Origin of the sequence: Bacillus sp. 5mfcol3.1, assembly GCF_900114335.1 — a bacterium.
In the GTDB taxonomy this organism is placed as follows: domain Bacteria; phylum Bacillota; class Bacilli; order Bacillales; family Bacillaceae_G; genus Bacillus_A; species Bacillus_A thuringiensis_S.
On record NZ_FOST01000001.1, the window covers coordinates 1,380,323 to 1,396,978 of the forward strand.

Genomic DNA, 16,656 nt, shown 5'->3' on the forward strand with positions numbered 1-16,656 from the left:
TTTAGAATAAGTAATGTTTTCCTGAAAAAATATAAGAGAAACGTCTATTAGAGAAAAAGGTGACTTTAATAGTTGAACGAACATAACACCTAGAATGACAGATGGGGTGGTACAAATAGAAAAGAAGTTAGGATTTTTTCCGTTAATCGCATTAGTAGTTGGAACAATGGTTGGTGGAGGTGTTTTTAGTTTACCGCATGATTTAGCAGTAGGAGCAAACAGTGGTGCAATAATAATTGGCTGGTGTATTACAGCGATGGGAATGATTCCACTTGCGCTCGTATATCAAACGTTAGCAAGACAAAAACCGGAACTTGAAGGTGGAATTTATAGTTATGCACGTGCTGGTTTCGGTGAATATATTGGATTTAATAGTGCTTGGGGATATTGGCTAGCAGGAATCTTAGGTAATGTCGCAACAATTATGTTACTGTTTAGTACATTAGGTTATTTCTTTCCAATTTTCAAAGGAGGAAATAATGTTGCATCTATCGTTGGGGCATCACTTTTATTATGGACACTTCATTTTCTAATTTTATTTGGAATCCGTGAAGCTTCTATTATGAATGTTATCGCAACAATAGGGAAGTTAGTTCCAATCGTTTTATTTATTGTTGTAATGGTAACAGCCTTTCGCTGGGACACATTTACACATGATTTTTGGGGAGAAGGAACCTTCTCACTTTCCGCTATACTTGGTCAAGTGAAAAATACAATGCTTGTAACACTTTGGGTTTTCATTGGAGTTGAAGGAGCGGTTGTATTATCCGGAAGAGCGAAGAATAGCCGAGATGTTGGTAAGGCAACAGTAATGGGACTTATTTTAGTAATGTCCATATATATTTTAATTTCTGTTCTGTCAATGGGAGCGATGACAAGAAGCGAACTTTCTGTGCTAGAAACTCCGTCAATGGGACATGTATTAGAGCATGTTGTTGGTCCATGGGGTGCAGTTGCGATTAACATTGGGTTAGTTGCTTCACTTGTCGGTACATTAATTGGCTGGTTTTTACTTGTTTCTGAAATTTCTCATGTAGCCGGAAAAGATGGCGTATTTCCGAAAGTCTTTACGAAAACAAATAAAAAGCAAACACCGCACATGGCATTATGGATTTCAAATGGTGTTGCCCAAATTATATTTATCATCGTTCTGTTTTCAGAATCAACATATCAAATTATGTATTTCATTGCATCAACATCAATTTTATTACCATATTTATTATCAGCGTTATTCCAATTTAAATTAGTCATTACAAACGAGCTAAAAGACGCTAAATTAAAAAATGGAGCGTTAGCTTTAATTGCTTCTATTTACTCTGTATGGCTTCTTTATGCAGCTGGTTTAAAGAATTTACTACTAGTTTCAATTGTGTATGGAATTGGAATTATTGTTTACACGTTTGCAAGAAAAGAACAAGGGAACCGTTGCTTTGCAGGTGCAGAGAAATATGTGATGTGGGCAATTATTATTGCGGCTATCACATCACTGTATATGTTATTAACTGGAAATATAAAAATGTAAAAAGTCCTTTTCATTTAAAGGGCTTTTTTCTTTGTTTAGAGAATATTTACTACATAAGATATTCAGGAGGGATGAGAATGGAAGAAAAAGAACAGCTGTCTAGAATAATTGATTTAGCTAGTGAGTTAAGGAAAGTATTAGTGCAAGAATCTTTTTTTAATCATCATCCTGAGCTGAGAGGAGTCATTGAGAATTTAGCAAGTTCTGTTGAAAATTTGGCGGAATTGCAAAAAAGTAAAGATGAAAATGCTGAAGATCGATTACGTTACGTACTTGCTAAAATGAAAATTGCTCATAATGCAATTTTACAAGAGAAAAAAGCATTTCCTTCTCATTAATATACGTTTTAATTTTGAACCTGGCGGATAACGTCAGGTTTTTTATTTCTAGTTTTTCGTTTCTTTCATACACTAAGAATAGTATGAAAAAAGAAGGTGACTAAGGTGAAATTACATAAAGCTCTTCAGCCAAGTTTTATAAAACGAATGTACTATATGAGATTTTTAGGGAAATTTACAAAAGCTGAAAAAGAGAAGAGTGGAGAGAATTTCTTTGTACAATGCTTATCGCCAATACCATTCACTTTACAGGAACAATTTGCAAATGAACCCTATGTATTTGAAGGATTATGTAGTAATAAAAAGAATGAAAAAATCTTTTTGGAATTAAAGAAGAGGAAATTAGAAAAGCAATTAGTGATGTTTCGTCTTTATTATGAAAGAGGAAATGTATACGTGGAGTTAATATGTACAGAAGAACCGAAAGAAATAGCAAGCAGCTATAAAATGATTCCGGCACCTAAAGTTACAAATAATAAAAAAAGAGAATCTTTAGAACGAAAACTTAGCAACGGTTATTTATCATTTCTTATGCCTAAATTTCCGAAGGACTTTGAGCCTCCCGAATTATTGTGGCACGATGGAAGACTGTATGGAAACATATCCTTAAAGTCATCAATTAGCTCAATCGCATATTTTGAACAGAAACGTGAATGTAAATATATAAACTGCAGTGACTGGACGAAGTATGTAGAAATAGCGGTAGAAGATCAATTATATTTTGTAAGTGATCATGTGTATGAGCAATTAAAAAAACGAATGCATGAAGAAGGTAAGCTAGTTGAAGTAGAGGATATAAAAGTGCAAAAAGATGAATGGGAATGGGATGAGCGTGAATCGTCCTTTTTACAGTATGTACAAAGTATGGTGCATAATAAAGGGCTATATTTGGATGCAACGGATATATATAATTTCCATATAAGTGTAAAAACAAATATGTTAACGATTCTTGGTGGTATACCGGGCGTTGGGAAATCACGTTTTGTGCAAACTTATGCAGAAGCATTAGGATTACAGTATGGGGAAGAATTGGTTTGGATTCCAATTTCACCATCGTATCAAGAACCACATGATTTACTTGGTTACCTTCATCCAAATGGTACTTTTATTGAAAGTGAAACGAAGTTAGTTAGGACGTTAATGAAGGCGAAAGAAAATCCCAATCAACTGTATATAATCGTTTTTGATGAAATGAACATGTCACATATTGAGCATTGGTTTACTCCATTTTTATCTGTTCTTCAACTTGAAACAAAAAATCGTATTTTAAACTTGTATGAGGGTGTTCAGGACATTGAGAATTCAATTCCATCAACAATTGAAATTGGAGAAAATATTATATTTGTAGGTACTGTGAATTTTGATGAAACAACGAAAGAGCTCTCCGATCGATTATTAGACCGAACGAACTTAATAACGTTACAAAAAATTCCGTTTTGTGAGATGGGCATGGAACTGGGGAAAGTCGTATTACACCCACCTTTGAAAGTAACAGCGGGAGAATTTCGGATAAATTGGATGAGAAATAAAGCGATGATTGAAGTGTTTTCTGAAGAAGAATTAGAGCTATTAGATAAGTTGCATGTCGTATTGTCATCACATGATGCGTCTAAGGGAATTTCTTTCCGATGTGCAAACGCAATTGCGACTTATTTGCAAAATATACCGTTCCAAAATAACCATACCTATATGATTAGTAGAGAAGAAGGGTTTGATTTACAAATAAAGCAGCGTGTATTGACGAAAATCAGAGGGACCGAAATGATGGTTGGTTCTTTACTTTCTGAAGAAGCAAAAAGGGGAGCGACCTTAGTACCTCTTTTGCAATCTGCACTTGCAAACAGAGTATCTACATTTGAACACTCTTTAGCATATATACGAGAAAAACGTAGGGAACTGGAGCTGTATGGATATGCAAAATGAAGGGCGTTACGAAACAAAAATCGTTGATACGAATGAAACGCTCCCTTTTGTATTAAAGTTAATCATTGGAAATGAGGGGAAAGGAGATTATATTTTATTAAATCGTCTTTGTACATCTACTACAGCATTAGTTCAATGCATTTATAAAGTACAAGAATTAAAACCGATTAGATTGCAGTACAATTATGAAATCCCAATGAATATTACTTTTATATGGAATAAAGTATATGAGGGACAGAAAAATATAAAAGAGGCTCAATATGAAATAAATGAAAAAAAACAAAGAGTATTAATATATGAACATGGGAAAACAGAATTCTTTTATCCATGGCGCTGTGGTTTATACCATTTTGAAGTTCGTATAGAAGATACAACGTATTATGGTGCTTTTCAAATCGTACCGAAAAACTTTTTTGATGATCAATTTGAAATGATTCAAGACTATGTGAAGTCAATTTTAAATGAGTTGATTTTGGATAGAGGTTATTATAAAAAGACTTTCTCTGCACTTAGCGATATTGAGGATTCTTCTTATTTAGTGTTGCTTAGAAAGTTACCCCAAAAAATGAAGATGATAAAGCAAATCTTTAAGAAAATAGAATCAAGCTCAAAATTTATAAATGCATATAAATGGGAAGGAAAAGAGAGAAAGCCAACAAGAAAAGGAACCATAGTGGCAGAAAGAAAACCTTATGCAAAACATTATAATCGTAAGTTTATGGAACAAAAAAATAGTAAGGAAAATGCATTTCTTAAATATAAATCGATGCAATTTTATCATTATTTAATTGAAGCTAAAAGTTTTTTACGTCAAACAATTGAAATATTAGAAAGAGAAAAAAAGAAAAAATCAGAAGAGTTTCAAGCCGTAAAAACAATTATACAAACAATTGAGCGTAATGGATCAGTAACCGATAGAGAGAAGCAAAAATATAAAAATATACATTTACTAAAAGAAGCCGATTTACGAAAGAGCTCAATGAAAATACAAGAATATAAAATATTGGCGCACATTGTTCATGAAAATGTACAATATTTTCAAATGTTAATGTACTCCTCGTTTTGGAGGGAAGTTACTGAAACAAGTAACATGAACTTACATGATTTACCGATACCACATCAACAATTACTACATCATTTAGAAGTACTCCCGCAATATACGGATCAATCTCCATCGTTATTATTTGTTTATAAGCCAACGTTTTTAGTGTATGAATATTACGCTTTTTTTATCGTTATTTCAATTTTAGAGCAAATTGGTTTTGAGGCTAGAAATTCCATTCGTGAACAAATACAAGAACATTTTTATGTAGATGGATTACAAGATGGAACGACAGTAGTTTTACAACGAGATGATTTAAAGGTGCATGTCGCATTTAATGACTTAATTGAAACACATCCTCTTATTGCATTAAGTAAAGGGAGTAATTTTTACAATGGTGAGGATACGAAGAAGCCAGATATTCGCTTAGACTGTTATGTAAAAGAAGATGGGAAATACGTATATAAATCTTCTATTATTATTGAAGTGAAGTATAGTCCAATGTACAATATTTTTCAGCACGTCGGAAATACGAAAGCAACTGAGCAAATGTATAAGTATTGGTCTATAAAGTATGTAGAAGAACAGGATGGAAAGCGAGTCTATTATCGAAGGTCAATTTATGAAGTCATTTGTGTATATCCAGGAAGCCATATGCATAGTAAAAAAATTGAGTCTGGATGCGGTGTTTTCTTGCAGTTATATCCATATAAGACGAAACAAGGGGAAGAGAAATTAGCTGGAAAACACGGGATGGTACAAATTTTTGAAAAGTGGTTAAAAAGCATTGAGAAGTAAAAGAAATCCTTTTTCATAAAGGATTTTTTTAGATTAAGAAGAATTATATGCTGTATGGAAAGAAACATATTGTAAGTTAGATTTGAAAAGTGATACAAATGTGTTATTAAAAGGAATGTGAGCGCGGGATAAAAGTCGATTAAATTGGAATCTAATTCATTTTGCAGAATATAATAAGTAATAAATATTTTTAGTTGCATACGAAGATTTGTTCTTATATGATAGATAGTGAAAGCGTTATCAAAAAACAGAGCGACGATGGGAAAGGCGGTTAAATATGTTCCAGCGTGTTCAAACAAAGGAAGAACATTTTGGGTTCGAGCAACTATGGGGAGATTTTTGTGAAGAAAGAAACTTAATGTTCGTAGAACGTAATTTAAATCCATCACGATTTTTATTAATAGAAGATGAACATCCTATTGGTACAGTAGAATGTATTAAGTATACGGTACCTGAACAATCAAATTCTGAGTTTTTCTATCCGTTTTCTAAAAATGATTTAGTAAAAGATTTGAAGAATGTGTATGAAATAGGCAAGTTAAGTATTTCGAAAACGTCTCGTGGGAGAGGACATTTTAAAAGGTTAACAGCTATTTTATTTATACATGCGTTAGAAACAAAAGCTGAATGGTACATTGCAGCAGTAACAAAAAGAATGTATATGTATTTACTTACACTCGGTTTTCCAATTGAACCGATAGATAATCCATTTCAGTTTCATGATACTTTACAAGGTGTACCAGTAAGAATTCATGCTCGAAAAGGGGTTACGCATTTGTATTCTTTAAAAGAATTTCGTGATGTGATTCAAGGGAATGCTCATGCACAGGCATTAATTGCAGAATACAGTAAAAATATTATGTTAACGAAATAAAACGAAGTGAATATGTATAATAAAGAGAATAATATTTTTATAAGATATAACTCTTCATTAAAAAAGACCCTTATTATTTTAATAAGGGTCTAAAAATTATAATCCAAATATACTAAAAATCATTTTGCGGCGCTTCGGTTTCTTTTCTCGTTCGTATGTTGGTTTTGAATCAGGAGTAATATAAATGGGTTCTTCTTTCGTTAGGGCAGCTTCTAGCTTTTGAATTCGTTCTAACATTTCCTCCATTTCACGACGGTGTTGTAAAAGTTGGTACGTGACGACATCATTTGCCTTATCTTGCATTTGTTCTTCCATTCGATCGAGTCTTCTCGTAATAGTGTTTAATTGATCAGCTAATTGTTCAAAATCATTCGATGATATGTTTTGAACAATTGTATTGACTTGAGTTTTTAATTCTTCAACCTCATTTGAGGAAGTCTTTTGAGTAGGTTGAGGATTTTGAGACTGCTCTATTTGAAATAGATGGTGTTCTAACATTTGATCGACATCATCTTGTGTAAAAATAAAGTGGCCATATTTGTTTTTTTCTATCGTAAGATTTAATTGTTGCGCGATCCGGACAACAGCCTTTGGGCTAACACCTAATTTTTTTGCGATAAATGGTGTTTTATATTCCAAAATAATCCCTCCTATATATATCCTGTTGAATGATTTCGAGCTATGAAGTAAGTTCCCTTCTAGTGCGACAAAAGAAGTGTGGAATCGGCAAAGAAAGTGTTTTTTCACGAAATTGAGTTGAGAAGAATAGTTCGTTTAAATGAAAAAATTTTATCTTAACATTTAGAATAATTTGACGAGTGTAAATGAATTAGATTATCATAATGATAAATATCTTTTTTATGTATGCATATAATATATAAAAAGGTGGTTGCTAATGTAGAATTTTGTTAGAGTATTAGAATGCTTACTTCACTTGAATAAAATTAAGTAGGAGGTGGCTTCCTTGCTTACAATGTAAGTAAGGAAAAGTATTTGGACATATATAGTATAAGTATAGTGATTGTTTTAATTGCCTTAACGGCATTTTTCGTTGCAGCAGAATTTGCAATTGTTAAAGTGAGAAGTTCACGAATTGACTATTTAATTGCAGAAGGAAATAATCGTGCAACATCGGTCAAAACAGTCATTACAAACTTAGACGAATATTTATCTGCTTGTCAGTTAGGAATTACTGTTACAGCTTTAGGAATTGGGTGGTTTGGTAAACCTGCGTTAAAGCAAATGTTTGATACGCTTTTTGCAAATTGGAATATCTCTACTCAACTAGCAGACATTTTTGCTGTAACTTTAGTATTTTTGTTAATTACTTTTTTACATGTTGTAATAGGGGAATTGGCCCCAAAAACATTTGCAATTCAAAAATCTGAACAAGTGAGTTTGCTTGTTTCTAAGCCGTTAATTTTCTTTTATCGTATTGCATTCCCATTCATTTGGCTATTAAATGGTTCAGCTCGAATCATTACGAAGCTGCTAGGGCTGAAACCGCCGAAGGGGCATGATGAGGTTCATTCAGAAGAAGAATTACGGTTGTTAGTTTCAGAAAGTTATAAAAATGGTGAGATTAATCAATCTGAATATAAATATGTAAATAAAATTTTTGAATTTGATGATCGGATTGCAAAAGAAATAATGGTACCTCGAACTGAAATGAATATTATAAGTAAAGAAATGCCTGCTGAAGAAGCTTTGCAAAAAATGTCTCGCGAAAAATATACAAGGTATCCAGTTGTTGATGGTGACAAAGACCACGTAATAGGTTTTGTGAATTTTAAAGATATTTTTACTGAGTTTGTACAACATAAAGCTGTTAATAAGAAGACAGTAGAGCAATATATGAGACCAATTATTTTAGTTATCGATTCTATTCCAATTCATGATTTGTTTTTAAAAATGCAAAAAGAAAGAACACATATTGCTATATTGATAGATGAATATGGTGGGACATCTGGACTTGTTACTGTTGAAGATATTTTGGAAGAAATTGTTGGAGATATTCAGGATGAGTTTGATACGGATGAGCAGCCAGAAATTCAAAAGGTTAGTGAAACGAAGACGATACTAGAGGGAAAAGTACTTGTTAGTGAAGTGAATACGTTATTTGGTTTAGGGATTGATGATGATGGTGTTGATACAATCGGTGGTTGGATTTTAACGAAGAATATAGAGATTGCTGAAGAGGATTCCGTTGAAATTGAAAATTATAAGTTTTGTGTGAAAGAATTAGATGGACATTATATAAAAAGATTAGAAGTTACAAAGATAGTAGAATCGATTGTTATTTTAGAAGATGAAAAACAAATTCCGTTACAAGAGCAAATTAGCTCGTAAACTCTGCTATATAGCAGAGTTTTTTTGAGCATAATGTTTTTTGAGGGATAAGGGCTATGATACAATGACATAAGTTGAACCTTTCACTAGGTGAAGTATTGTTGTATACATATATTTGGAAGGAGAAGAAGTATGAAAAAGCATTTATATATAAACGGAAATTGGAAATCTGTAAACACGTATAAGCCATTATACGCACCATATTCTGAAGAAACATTAGCGGAAATTGCACAAGGAACGGAAGAAGATGTAAAAGAGGCTGTTACTGCTGCAAAAAATGCAATGATAAAAATGAATAAATTATCTGCATATGATCGTGCGACTATTTTAGAGAAAGTTGCACAAAAAATGGATGAAAGAAGAGAAGAATTTGCAGAGATTATTGCAAAAGAAGCTGCAAAACCAATACGTGCTGCAAGGGGAGAAGTAGATCGTACTGTTCAAACGTACAAATTTGCAGCTGAAGAAGCGAAGCGTATATATGGTGAGACATTGCCATTAGACGCCGCACCTGGTGCGGATGGGCGTATTGCATATACAATCCGAAAGCCGATTGGGGTTATAGGGGCTATTACACCATTTAATTTCCCGTTAAATTTAGTAGCGCATAAAGTTGGACCAGCAATTGCTGCTGGAAATACAGTTGTATTAAAGCCAGCTGATCAAACGCCATTATCATCTTATGCATTAGTTGAGTTATTTGAAGAGGCAGGATTGCCAAATGGAGCTTTAAATATCATTTCTGGCCCTGGCGCCACGGTTGGTGAGGCAATCGTCAAAAATGATTATGTTGCTTCTATTACTTTTACCGGAAGTCCAAAAGTTGGAATCGGAATAAAACAAAAGGCTGGGCTAAAACGAGTTACGTTAGAACTAGGCTCAAATGCTGCTGTTATTATTGATGAAGATGTAGAGTTAACAGATGAAATAATTGAACGTGTAAAATGGGGAGCATTTGTTAATAATGGGCAAGTTTGTATTTCCGTACAACGTGTTTTTGTACATGAAACGAAAATGCATGAATTTCTCTCGAAGCTAAAGAAAGCGATGGAATCAGTTGTTGTTGGTGATCCACTGCTTGAGGAAACGGATGTATCAGCTTTAATTTCAAAAAAAGATGTAGAGCGAATTGATATGTGGGTTCAAGAAGCAATCAAGGAAGGAGCAACTGTTTTATGCGGTGGTAAGAAGCGGGATGCAAGAATTTTTGAACCGACTGTATTAACAAATGTTCCAGATCATGTATCTGTGCAGTGCCAAGAAGTATTTGGTCCACTCATGACAGTAAATACATTTAAAGAATTTGATGAAGCGATTGAGCAAGTAAATAATTCGCGTTACGGCTTACAGGCAGGAGTATTTACAAATAATTTATTTAAAGCAATGCGTGCAATTGATGAGCTAGAGGTTGGTGGTGTCATGATTAATGATATTCCAACGTTCAGAGTAGATCATATGCCTTATGGTGGTGTGAAAGAAAGTGGCACGGGGCGCGAAGGAATTAAATATGCAATAGAAGAAATGACAGAAATGAAATTAGTATGTATTAAAAAATAAAATAGAAAACTTAAAATTTGCGCTAAAAAACGAGTAGGGAATGTTTACGATTCCATACTCGTTTTTTTACGCTTTTAGTAACTATTTAATTAAGTGTAACTTTTACTTCATTTCTTGTTTGAAAATAGTATCTTCTACATAAATTTGTTCTTTATCTACAGCAGTAGCATGTGTTAATACTAAACCGATTGGTGTTTCTGTATCTTTATTTTGAACAATTGTAAAAGGAACATTTTTTTCGTTTGCTAATTTAATGTATTTTGATAAATGTGGGTAAGCAATGCTACCATTTAGGAGGAGTTGTAATGATTGAGAAGAGCGCATGCTACCTGCCACTTCAGAGTATACATTACTTTGCATTACTTGACCGATCGTTAAAGCGATTTCTACACGCTCACGTAATGTAGTTAAATACATATTACGTTCTTCTGGTTTGTTTTGCTTTTGGCCGTAAATGCCTTCTTGGAGATAATCTTCCACATTTTTATTTACCATATTTTTCACACCTTTCATTTTCTATTGTACGCAAGAATTAAAAATGATGCAAAAAAAAGTCGTTTTGACTACGGAAATAATGAAAATATGTGAAGGAAAAAGGGAATTTGCATACAATTAGTTAAATAAGAAAGAAAAAATAATTTTATCAACAGAAATTAACAAAATGTGACAAAAATCTATTAACGAATCGTATTTTTTGTGTTAATATTCAAAATATAAAGGGTATTCGTCGTATGGAAATGGAGGGAATGGAGGTTTTTCCAATCGATAAGGATATTAAAGAAATATTTTGTTCACACTTGAAAAACAATAGGCACCAATTCGTAGAGAACTGGAAAAACAAAATGATAATTTCCGAAAAAGATCCATTTAAACTAGAAGTAGTTCAAAATGGAGAGGATTTACTAGAGTTAATTATCGAACTTACTATGGAAGATAAAGATATAAATTATCTTCAACCGTTATGCGAGAAAATTGCTATTGAACGTGCTGGAGCAGATGCGAATATTGGAGATTTTGTTTATAACGCAAACGTGGGAAGAAATGAACTTTTCGAAGCGATGTGTGAATTAGATGTTAGCGCTCGTGAATTGAAACCAATTATGGCAAAAATACATACTTGTTTTGACAAATTAATTTATTATACTGTTTTAAAATACTCGGAAATTATATCGAAGAATTTAGAGGAAAAACAGCAATATATTAACGAAACACATAAAGAAAGGCTGACGATTTTAGGACAAATGTCAGCTAGTTTTGTACATGAATTTCGTAATCCGCTTACTTCCATTATGGGGTTTGTCAAATTATTAAAGGCAGATCATCCGAGTTTATCGTATTTAGATATTATTTCGCATGAATTAGATCAATTAAATTTTCGCATTTCGCAATTTTTACTCGTATCGAAAAAAGAAATGTGGAATGAATCGGAACGGTTTTGGCTTAATGACTTGTTTCAAGACATTATACAATTCTTATATCCGAGTTTGGTCAATGCGAATGTTTTGATTGAAAAGAATTTACCGTATCCAATTCCGCTTGTTGGTTATCGAAGTGAAGTGAGACAAGTATTTTTAAACATATTAATGAATTCAATTGATGCTCTTGAATCAATGAAAGAAGAACGAAAAATTATCATTGATGTATTTGAAGAAGATCAAGCTATTCGAATTGTGATAAAAAATAATGGACCAATGATTCCAGCTGAAAATGTAGAAACGATTTTTGAACCATTTGTAACTACTAAAAAGTTAGGAACTGGTATTGGATTATTTGTATGTAAACAAATTGTGGAAAAACATAATGGATCCATTATGTGTCGATCAGATAACGATTGGACAGAATTTCAAATTGCATTTCAAAAATAAACAGTCTACACCAAATGAATGGTGTAGACTGTTTTAATTTGTAAGTATAACGGCTTCTAATTTAGGATCTTTAGTTGAATAACCTACTATTGAAATTGTATAAATAACATTTGGTTCAACATTGAATTTCGGAATAGTCAATAAAACGTTTTTATTATCTGCGAGTGAAATTTCAATATCTGCTGTACCAGGGCTAACTTGTAAAAAATCTGTTATTTGTTTAAAGAGTACATTTTCAAATAAATGATCTCCATCTTTTAAATCTACATTTACAACAGGGGTATCTGGAGAGAAATGTGCAAAGCGTATTTTAGCTTGACCAGCTGGTAAATGTGTATTATCAAGTATAGGTTGTAATTGTAGGTGATTATCACTATTTATTGCAGCAAGAGTATAAGTATGATTTCCCATTATTGGTACCAATGCTGAAAAGATTGGAGTTTCATTTCCGACAGGGACAATATCTATACGGTATTTACCTTGCACTAATGATAAATAAGGGCTGAATTGCTTAAATGAAATACTTTTAATAACCTTTTGTCCGTTTACTAAAATATCAACCGCTGATATATTTGGATCGGCATGAAAAATTCTTATATGTGACGGTAAAGCAGCTTCTTGTGAATCCCTTTTCTCATGCGCCTGTACAAGTTTTGAAAGTGCATCGCAATATTTCATATATAATTCTATATATTTTTTAGGATTACGAAACTGATAGTAACGTGCGAGCTGTTCGTATTGCGTAACTTCTTGTCCATATTTTTCAATTTCAGATTGAGACATGAACATTCCTCCTTTGTCATCATTAAAACTATATGCGAAGCAAGAAAGCGGTTATGCGAAAAAAATAATTTTATAAAGGGAAAATTAAAAATTGACAACAAATATGTTTTCATAAAGAGGTGCTGGTGCTTACGAGTATTTGGCAGAGTAAAGCAGTACATATGACTGCACGAAAGTAAAATAAATGCCAAATTGAAACTGCATTTCAATTAACATATTGAATACATGTCCAGCAATCGCTAGAAAACTAGAGTTTTTTTTAATTATAGGCAAATACACATACAAAGTGATAATTGTCCTACATAAATTATAAAGGAAAGGTAGTTTGAATCTGAGGAAAGGGGTGCCACTTCGGGATAGGGATATCCCGATAGTAATTGTGAATGAAGTTATGAAAAGGTTTTGTCTTATAGGCTGTAGGATGAATTTGTAAACATGATTTTTCTATTTATTTTAGCAATTGACAGTATTAACCCATAAGAGAGCGTCATGACGAACTGATTAGTGTGGTTAATCGGTTCTTTTTTTATAGTTTAAAAATGAAAAGTTTACATATTAAATATGAATCTGAATTGGTTAGTAAGGTGGGGTGTCGAAATTTGTTTTAAAATATGCAATTTAAAGTAGGATATTAGGAAGGAGTTTAACGGGAGTTCCGTCGAAGTGTACAGAATGTCGGCATTTAAGGGCAGCTGGCATTATGCTATAAAAACATTTGGTGATGTAGTCATTTCATATAAAAGGGAGGGTTATTTGGGCGTATAGAAAAGGATTGGTCTTCACTTTGAGTTCTGAATTTTCTGTTTTATAAATATTTTTAAGCACTCATTTGTATATTTTATAATAGTTTTTTGATAAATTCACTGCTTTTGCAGAGGATTCTTTTTTATGAAAGAAACGTCAATTTTCTTCATATATATATACAAATTGGAGAAATGGGGGAGCGCTATGCGCGATTACTTAATTAAACCACTTGTTGGTCAGCCGTATCCAATGATTTCACATGGAAAAGGTGTTTATTTGTATGATCAAAATGGTAATAAATATTTTGATGGTTCGTCAGGAGCAATTACGGCAGGTATTGGGCATGGCGTAAAGGAGATTGCAGACGTTATTAAAAAGCAAGCTGAGGAGATTGCTTTTGTTTATAGATCACAGTTTACGAGTGAACCAGCTGAAAAATTAGCAAAGAAGTTAAGTGATTTAAGTGTAGGAGATTTGAACTGGAGTTTCTTTGTAAATAGTGGTACGGAAGCAAATGAAACAGCTATGAAAATTGCAATTCAGCATTTTCAAGAGCGAGGTATTCAAGGGAAACATAAAATATTATCAAGATGGATGAGTTATCACGGTATTACGATGGGTGCGTTATCGATGTCTGGCCACCCACTACGTAGACAACGTTTCGTATCTATTTTGGAAGATTATCCGACTATACCAGCTCCATATTGTTTCAGATGCCCTGTTCAAAAGGTATATCCAACTTGTCAGCTGGCATGTGCGACTGAACTAGAAAGATCAATTGAAAGAATTGGTGCAGAGCATATTGCTGCTTTTATTGCTGAGCCGATTATCGGAGCAGCTGGAGGCGCGGTTGTTCCGCCGAAAGACTATTATAAAGTCATTAAAGATATTTGCGACCATTACGATATTTTATTTATTGCGGATGAAGTGATGACTGGGCTTGGTCGTACTGGAGCATGGTTTGCAATGGAGCATTGGGGTGTAGAACCGGATATCATGACACTTGGTAAAGGGTTAGGAGCGGGATATACACCGATGGCAGCGACAGTTGTAAGTGATCGTGTTATGGAACCAATATTACGTGGGTCACGTTCAGTAATGAGCGGTCATACGTTAAGTGCCAATCCATTGTCTGCAGCAACGGCTTTAGCTGTTATTGAATATATGGAGAAACATAATCTCCCTGAAAAAACAGCAGAAAAGGGAGAGTATTTAATAAAAGGCTTACAGAAAGTTCAGCAACAATCGACAATCATTGCTGATGTGCGCGGAAAAGGGTTGCTAATCGGAGTAGAATTGCAACCGTTTACAAAAGCGTCGGAGCTTATTTCAGTTGCAGCTAAAAATGGTCTACTTTTATACCAAGCAGTTTCAGGGCAAGCAGGAAAAGAAGATAGTGCACTGCTTGTAGCACCGCCAATGACAACTACATATTCCGAGTTAGATGAATTACTTTCAATTTTCTCTAAAAGTGTGGAAGAGATGATGCAAAAAGGAGGGCATAGTATCGCATGACAACTATTACAAATACATTCGGTAAATTAAAAGAAATTGAGGAAGTAATTTCTTTGTTCCATGATGATATGACATTAATGTTTGGGGGATTTGGAGGGATTGGATCCCCTCCATCTTTAATACAGGCAATTTTAGAAAAAGGCGTTACAAATTTAAATTTGATTGGAAATGACACTGGATTCCCTGATGTAGGTATCGGTCGTCTTGTTACAAATGAAAGAGTTAAATCACTAATTACTTCTCATATTGGCTCCAACCCGAATGCAGGAAGGCAACTAAACGAGGGAAGATTACAAATTGAGTTTTCTCCGCAGGGAACATTAGCAGAGCGCATTCGCGCTGGTGGCGTTGGTCTTGGTGGTGTTTTAGTTGATGTTGGTGTTGATACGATTGTGGAAGAGGGAAAACGAACAGTTGAAATGAATGGTAAGACCTACTTAGTTGAAACAGCATTAACTGCTGAAGTTTCAATTGTATATGCGAAAAAGGCAGATCCGTTTGGTAACCTTGTATTTGACAAAAGTGCACGAAATATGAATCCTCACGTAGCGATGGCTGGGGATATAACAATAGTAGAAGCAGAAGAAATAGTCCCGCTTGGAAGTTTAGATCCAGAGGAAATTGTCGTTCCAGGTGTTTTCGTAAATTATATTGTACCGTCGGAAGGAGTGAACTGGAAATGGGTATGGGCGTAGAAGTGAGGGATAAGATTGCTAGGCGAGCGGCGAAAGAAATACAAAATGGCATGATTGTAAATTTAGGTATTGGCATACCATCGCTTGTACCAAATCATTTGCCTAACGATATAAATGTTATGTTTCATGCGGAAAATGGAATCGTCGGTATGGGACCAACGCCAAGTAAAGGGAATGAAGACGAAAATTTGTGTAACGCGGCAGGTTTACCAACTTCTCTTATAACAGGAGCGAGTTATTTCGATAGTTGTACAGCGTTTGGTATGATTCGAAAAGGTTTGCTAGACATAACGATTCTTGGTTCATTACAAGTAAGTGAAAACGGTGATTTAGCAAACTGGATTGTACCTGGAAAACGTGTTCCAGGTATTGGTGGAGCAATGGATTTAGCACAAAAAGCGAAGCGGGTCGTTGTTGTGATGAATCATGTTGATAAGTACGGAAATGCAAAAATTATTTCAGAGTGTACATTGCCATTAACTTCAAAGAAATGTGTAGATTTAATTATTACTGATATGGCGGTCATGGAGGTAACTCCGAGTGGACTTATATTACAAGAATTAATGAGCCCATACACAGTAGAAGATATAAAACGACATACAGAAGCTGATTTTCAAATTAGTTCTAACTTACTAGTAATTGAATGAAAGG

At 33.8% G+C, this 16,656-nt stretch carries 14 protein-coding genes; 11 read left to right on the forward strand and 3 right to left on the reverse strand.

Annotated elements, in window-relative coordinates:
* The first annotated feature begins 94 nt into the window (after positions 1–94).
* The 5 genes from BM089_RS07205 (at position 95) to BM089_RS07225 (ending at position 6,497) form a co-directional block, all read left to right on the forward strand.
* The gene (locus tag BM089_RS07205; protein WP_000129441.1) at positions 95–1,522 is read left to right on the forward strand and encodes a basic amino acid/polyamine antiporter; all 1,428 of its coding nucleotides are present in this window, start codon (positions 95–97) and stop codon (positions 1,520–1,522) included.
* Between the two features lie 77 nt (positions 1,523–1,599).
* Entirely contained in the window at positions 1,600–1,860 is a 261-nt protein-coding gene (locus BM089_RS07210) for a hypothetical protein (protein ID WP_000391447.1), read from the forward strand.
* A 105-nt stretch (positions 1,861–1,965) separates the two neighbouring features.
* On the forward strand, positions 1,966–3,783 hold the full coding sequence (locus BM089_RS07215) for an AAA family ATPase (RefSeq protein WP_000766193.1): 1,818 nt from the start codon (positions 1,966–1,968) through the stop codon (positions 3,781–3,783).
* Positions 3,773–5,623, forward strand: a complete 1,851-nt coding sequence (locus BM089_RS07220; RefSeq protein WP_090976726.1) for a hypothetical protein — start codon at positions 3,773–3,775, stop codon at positions 5,621–5,623. The genes BM089_RS07215 and BM089_RS07220 overlap by 11 nt, the downstream gene beginning before the upstream one ends.
* Positions 5,624–5,900: 277 nt before the next feature.
* Positions 5,901–6,497, forward strand: coding sequence for a hypothetical protein (locus BM089_RS07225; RefSeq protein ID WP_000487795.1), 597 nt, complete (start codon positions 5,901–5,903; stop codon positions 6,495–6,497).
* 96 nt (positions 6,498–6,593) lie between these two features.
* Here the strand turns inward: BM089_RS07225 and racA are convergent, their stop codons facing one another.
* Entirely contained in the window at positions 6,594–7,136 is a 543-nt protein-coding gene (gene racA / locus BM089_RS07230; RefSeq protein ID WP_000456013.1) for a chromosome-anchoring protein RacA, read from the reverse strand.
* A gap of 354 nt (positions 7,137–7,490) precedes the next feature.
* On the opposite strand from racA, the gene BM089_RS07235 reads away from it, so the two are divergent.
* A complete protein-coding gene (locus BM089_RS07235) occupies positions 7,491–8,846 on the forward strand; it encodes a hemolysin family protein (protein ID WP_090976477.1) in 1,356 nt (451 codons plus the stop codon).
* Positions 8,847–8,978: 132 nt separating this feature from the next.
* The gene (locus tag BM089_RS07240; RefSeq protein WP_000716480.1) at positions 8,979–10,403 is read left to right on the forward strand and encodes an aldehyde dehydrogenase family protein; all 1,425 of its coding nucleotides are present in this window, start codon (positions 8,979–8,981) and stop codon (positions 10,401–10,403) included.
* 102 nt (positions 10,404–10,505) lie between these two features.
* Here the strand turns inward: BM089_RS07240 and BM089_RS07245 are convergent, their stop codons facing one another.
* Entirely contained in the window at positions 10,506–10,898 is a 393-nt protein-coding gene (locus tag BM089_RS07245; protein ID WP_000247562.1) for a YueI family protein, read from the reverse strand.
* Positions 10,899–11,134: 236 nt separating this feature from the next.
* Between BM089_RS07245 and BM089_RS07250 the strand changes: the two genes are divergently transcribed.
* Entirely contained in the window at positions 11,135–12,268 is a 1,134-nt protein-coding gene (locus BM089_RS07250) for a BA2291 family sporulation histidine kinase (protein ID WP_000425086.1), read from the forward strand.
* A 33-nt stretch (positions 12,269–12,301) separates the two neighbouring features.
* Here BM089_RS07250 and BM089_RS07255 read toward each other — a convergent pair whose 3' ends face one another.
* Positions 12,302–13,051, reverse strand: coding sequence for a DUF4397 domain-containing protein (locus BM089_RS07255; protein WP_000083276.1), 750 nt, complete (start codon positions 13,049–13,051; stop codon positions 12,302–12,304).
* 948 nt (positions 13,052–13,999) lie between these two features.
* On the opposite strand from BM089_RS07255, the gene BM089_RS07265 reads away from it, so the two are divergent.
* The 3 genes from BM089_RS07265 to BM089_RS07275 are packed head-to-tail and all read left to right on the forward strand — an operon-like array spanning position 14,000 to position 16,652.
* Positions 14,000–15,310, forward strand: a complete 1,311-nt coding sequence (locus BM089_RS07265; RefSeq protein ID WP_001205877.1) for an aspartate aminotransferase family protein — start codon at positions 14,000–14,002, stop codon at positions 15,308–15,310.
* On the forward strand, positions 15,307–16,005 hold the full coding sequence (atoD, locus tag BM089_RS07270; protein ID WP_000208107.1) for an acetate CoA-transferase subunit alpha: 699 nt from the start codon (positions 15,307–15,309) through the stop codon (positions 16,003–16,005). The genes BM089_RS07265 and atoD overlap by 4 nt, the downstream gene beginning before the upstream one ends.
* On the forward strand, positions 15,990–16,652 hold the full coding sequence (locus BM089_RS07275) for a CoA transferase subunit B (RefSeq protein WP_053564592.1): 663 nt from the start codon (positions 15,990–15,992) through the stop codon (positions 16,650–16,652). The genes atoD and BM089_RS07275 overlap by 16 nt, the downstream gene beginning before the upstream one ends.
* Positions 16,653–16,656 lie beyond the last annotated feature (4 nt).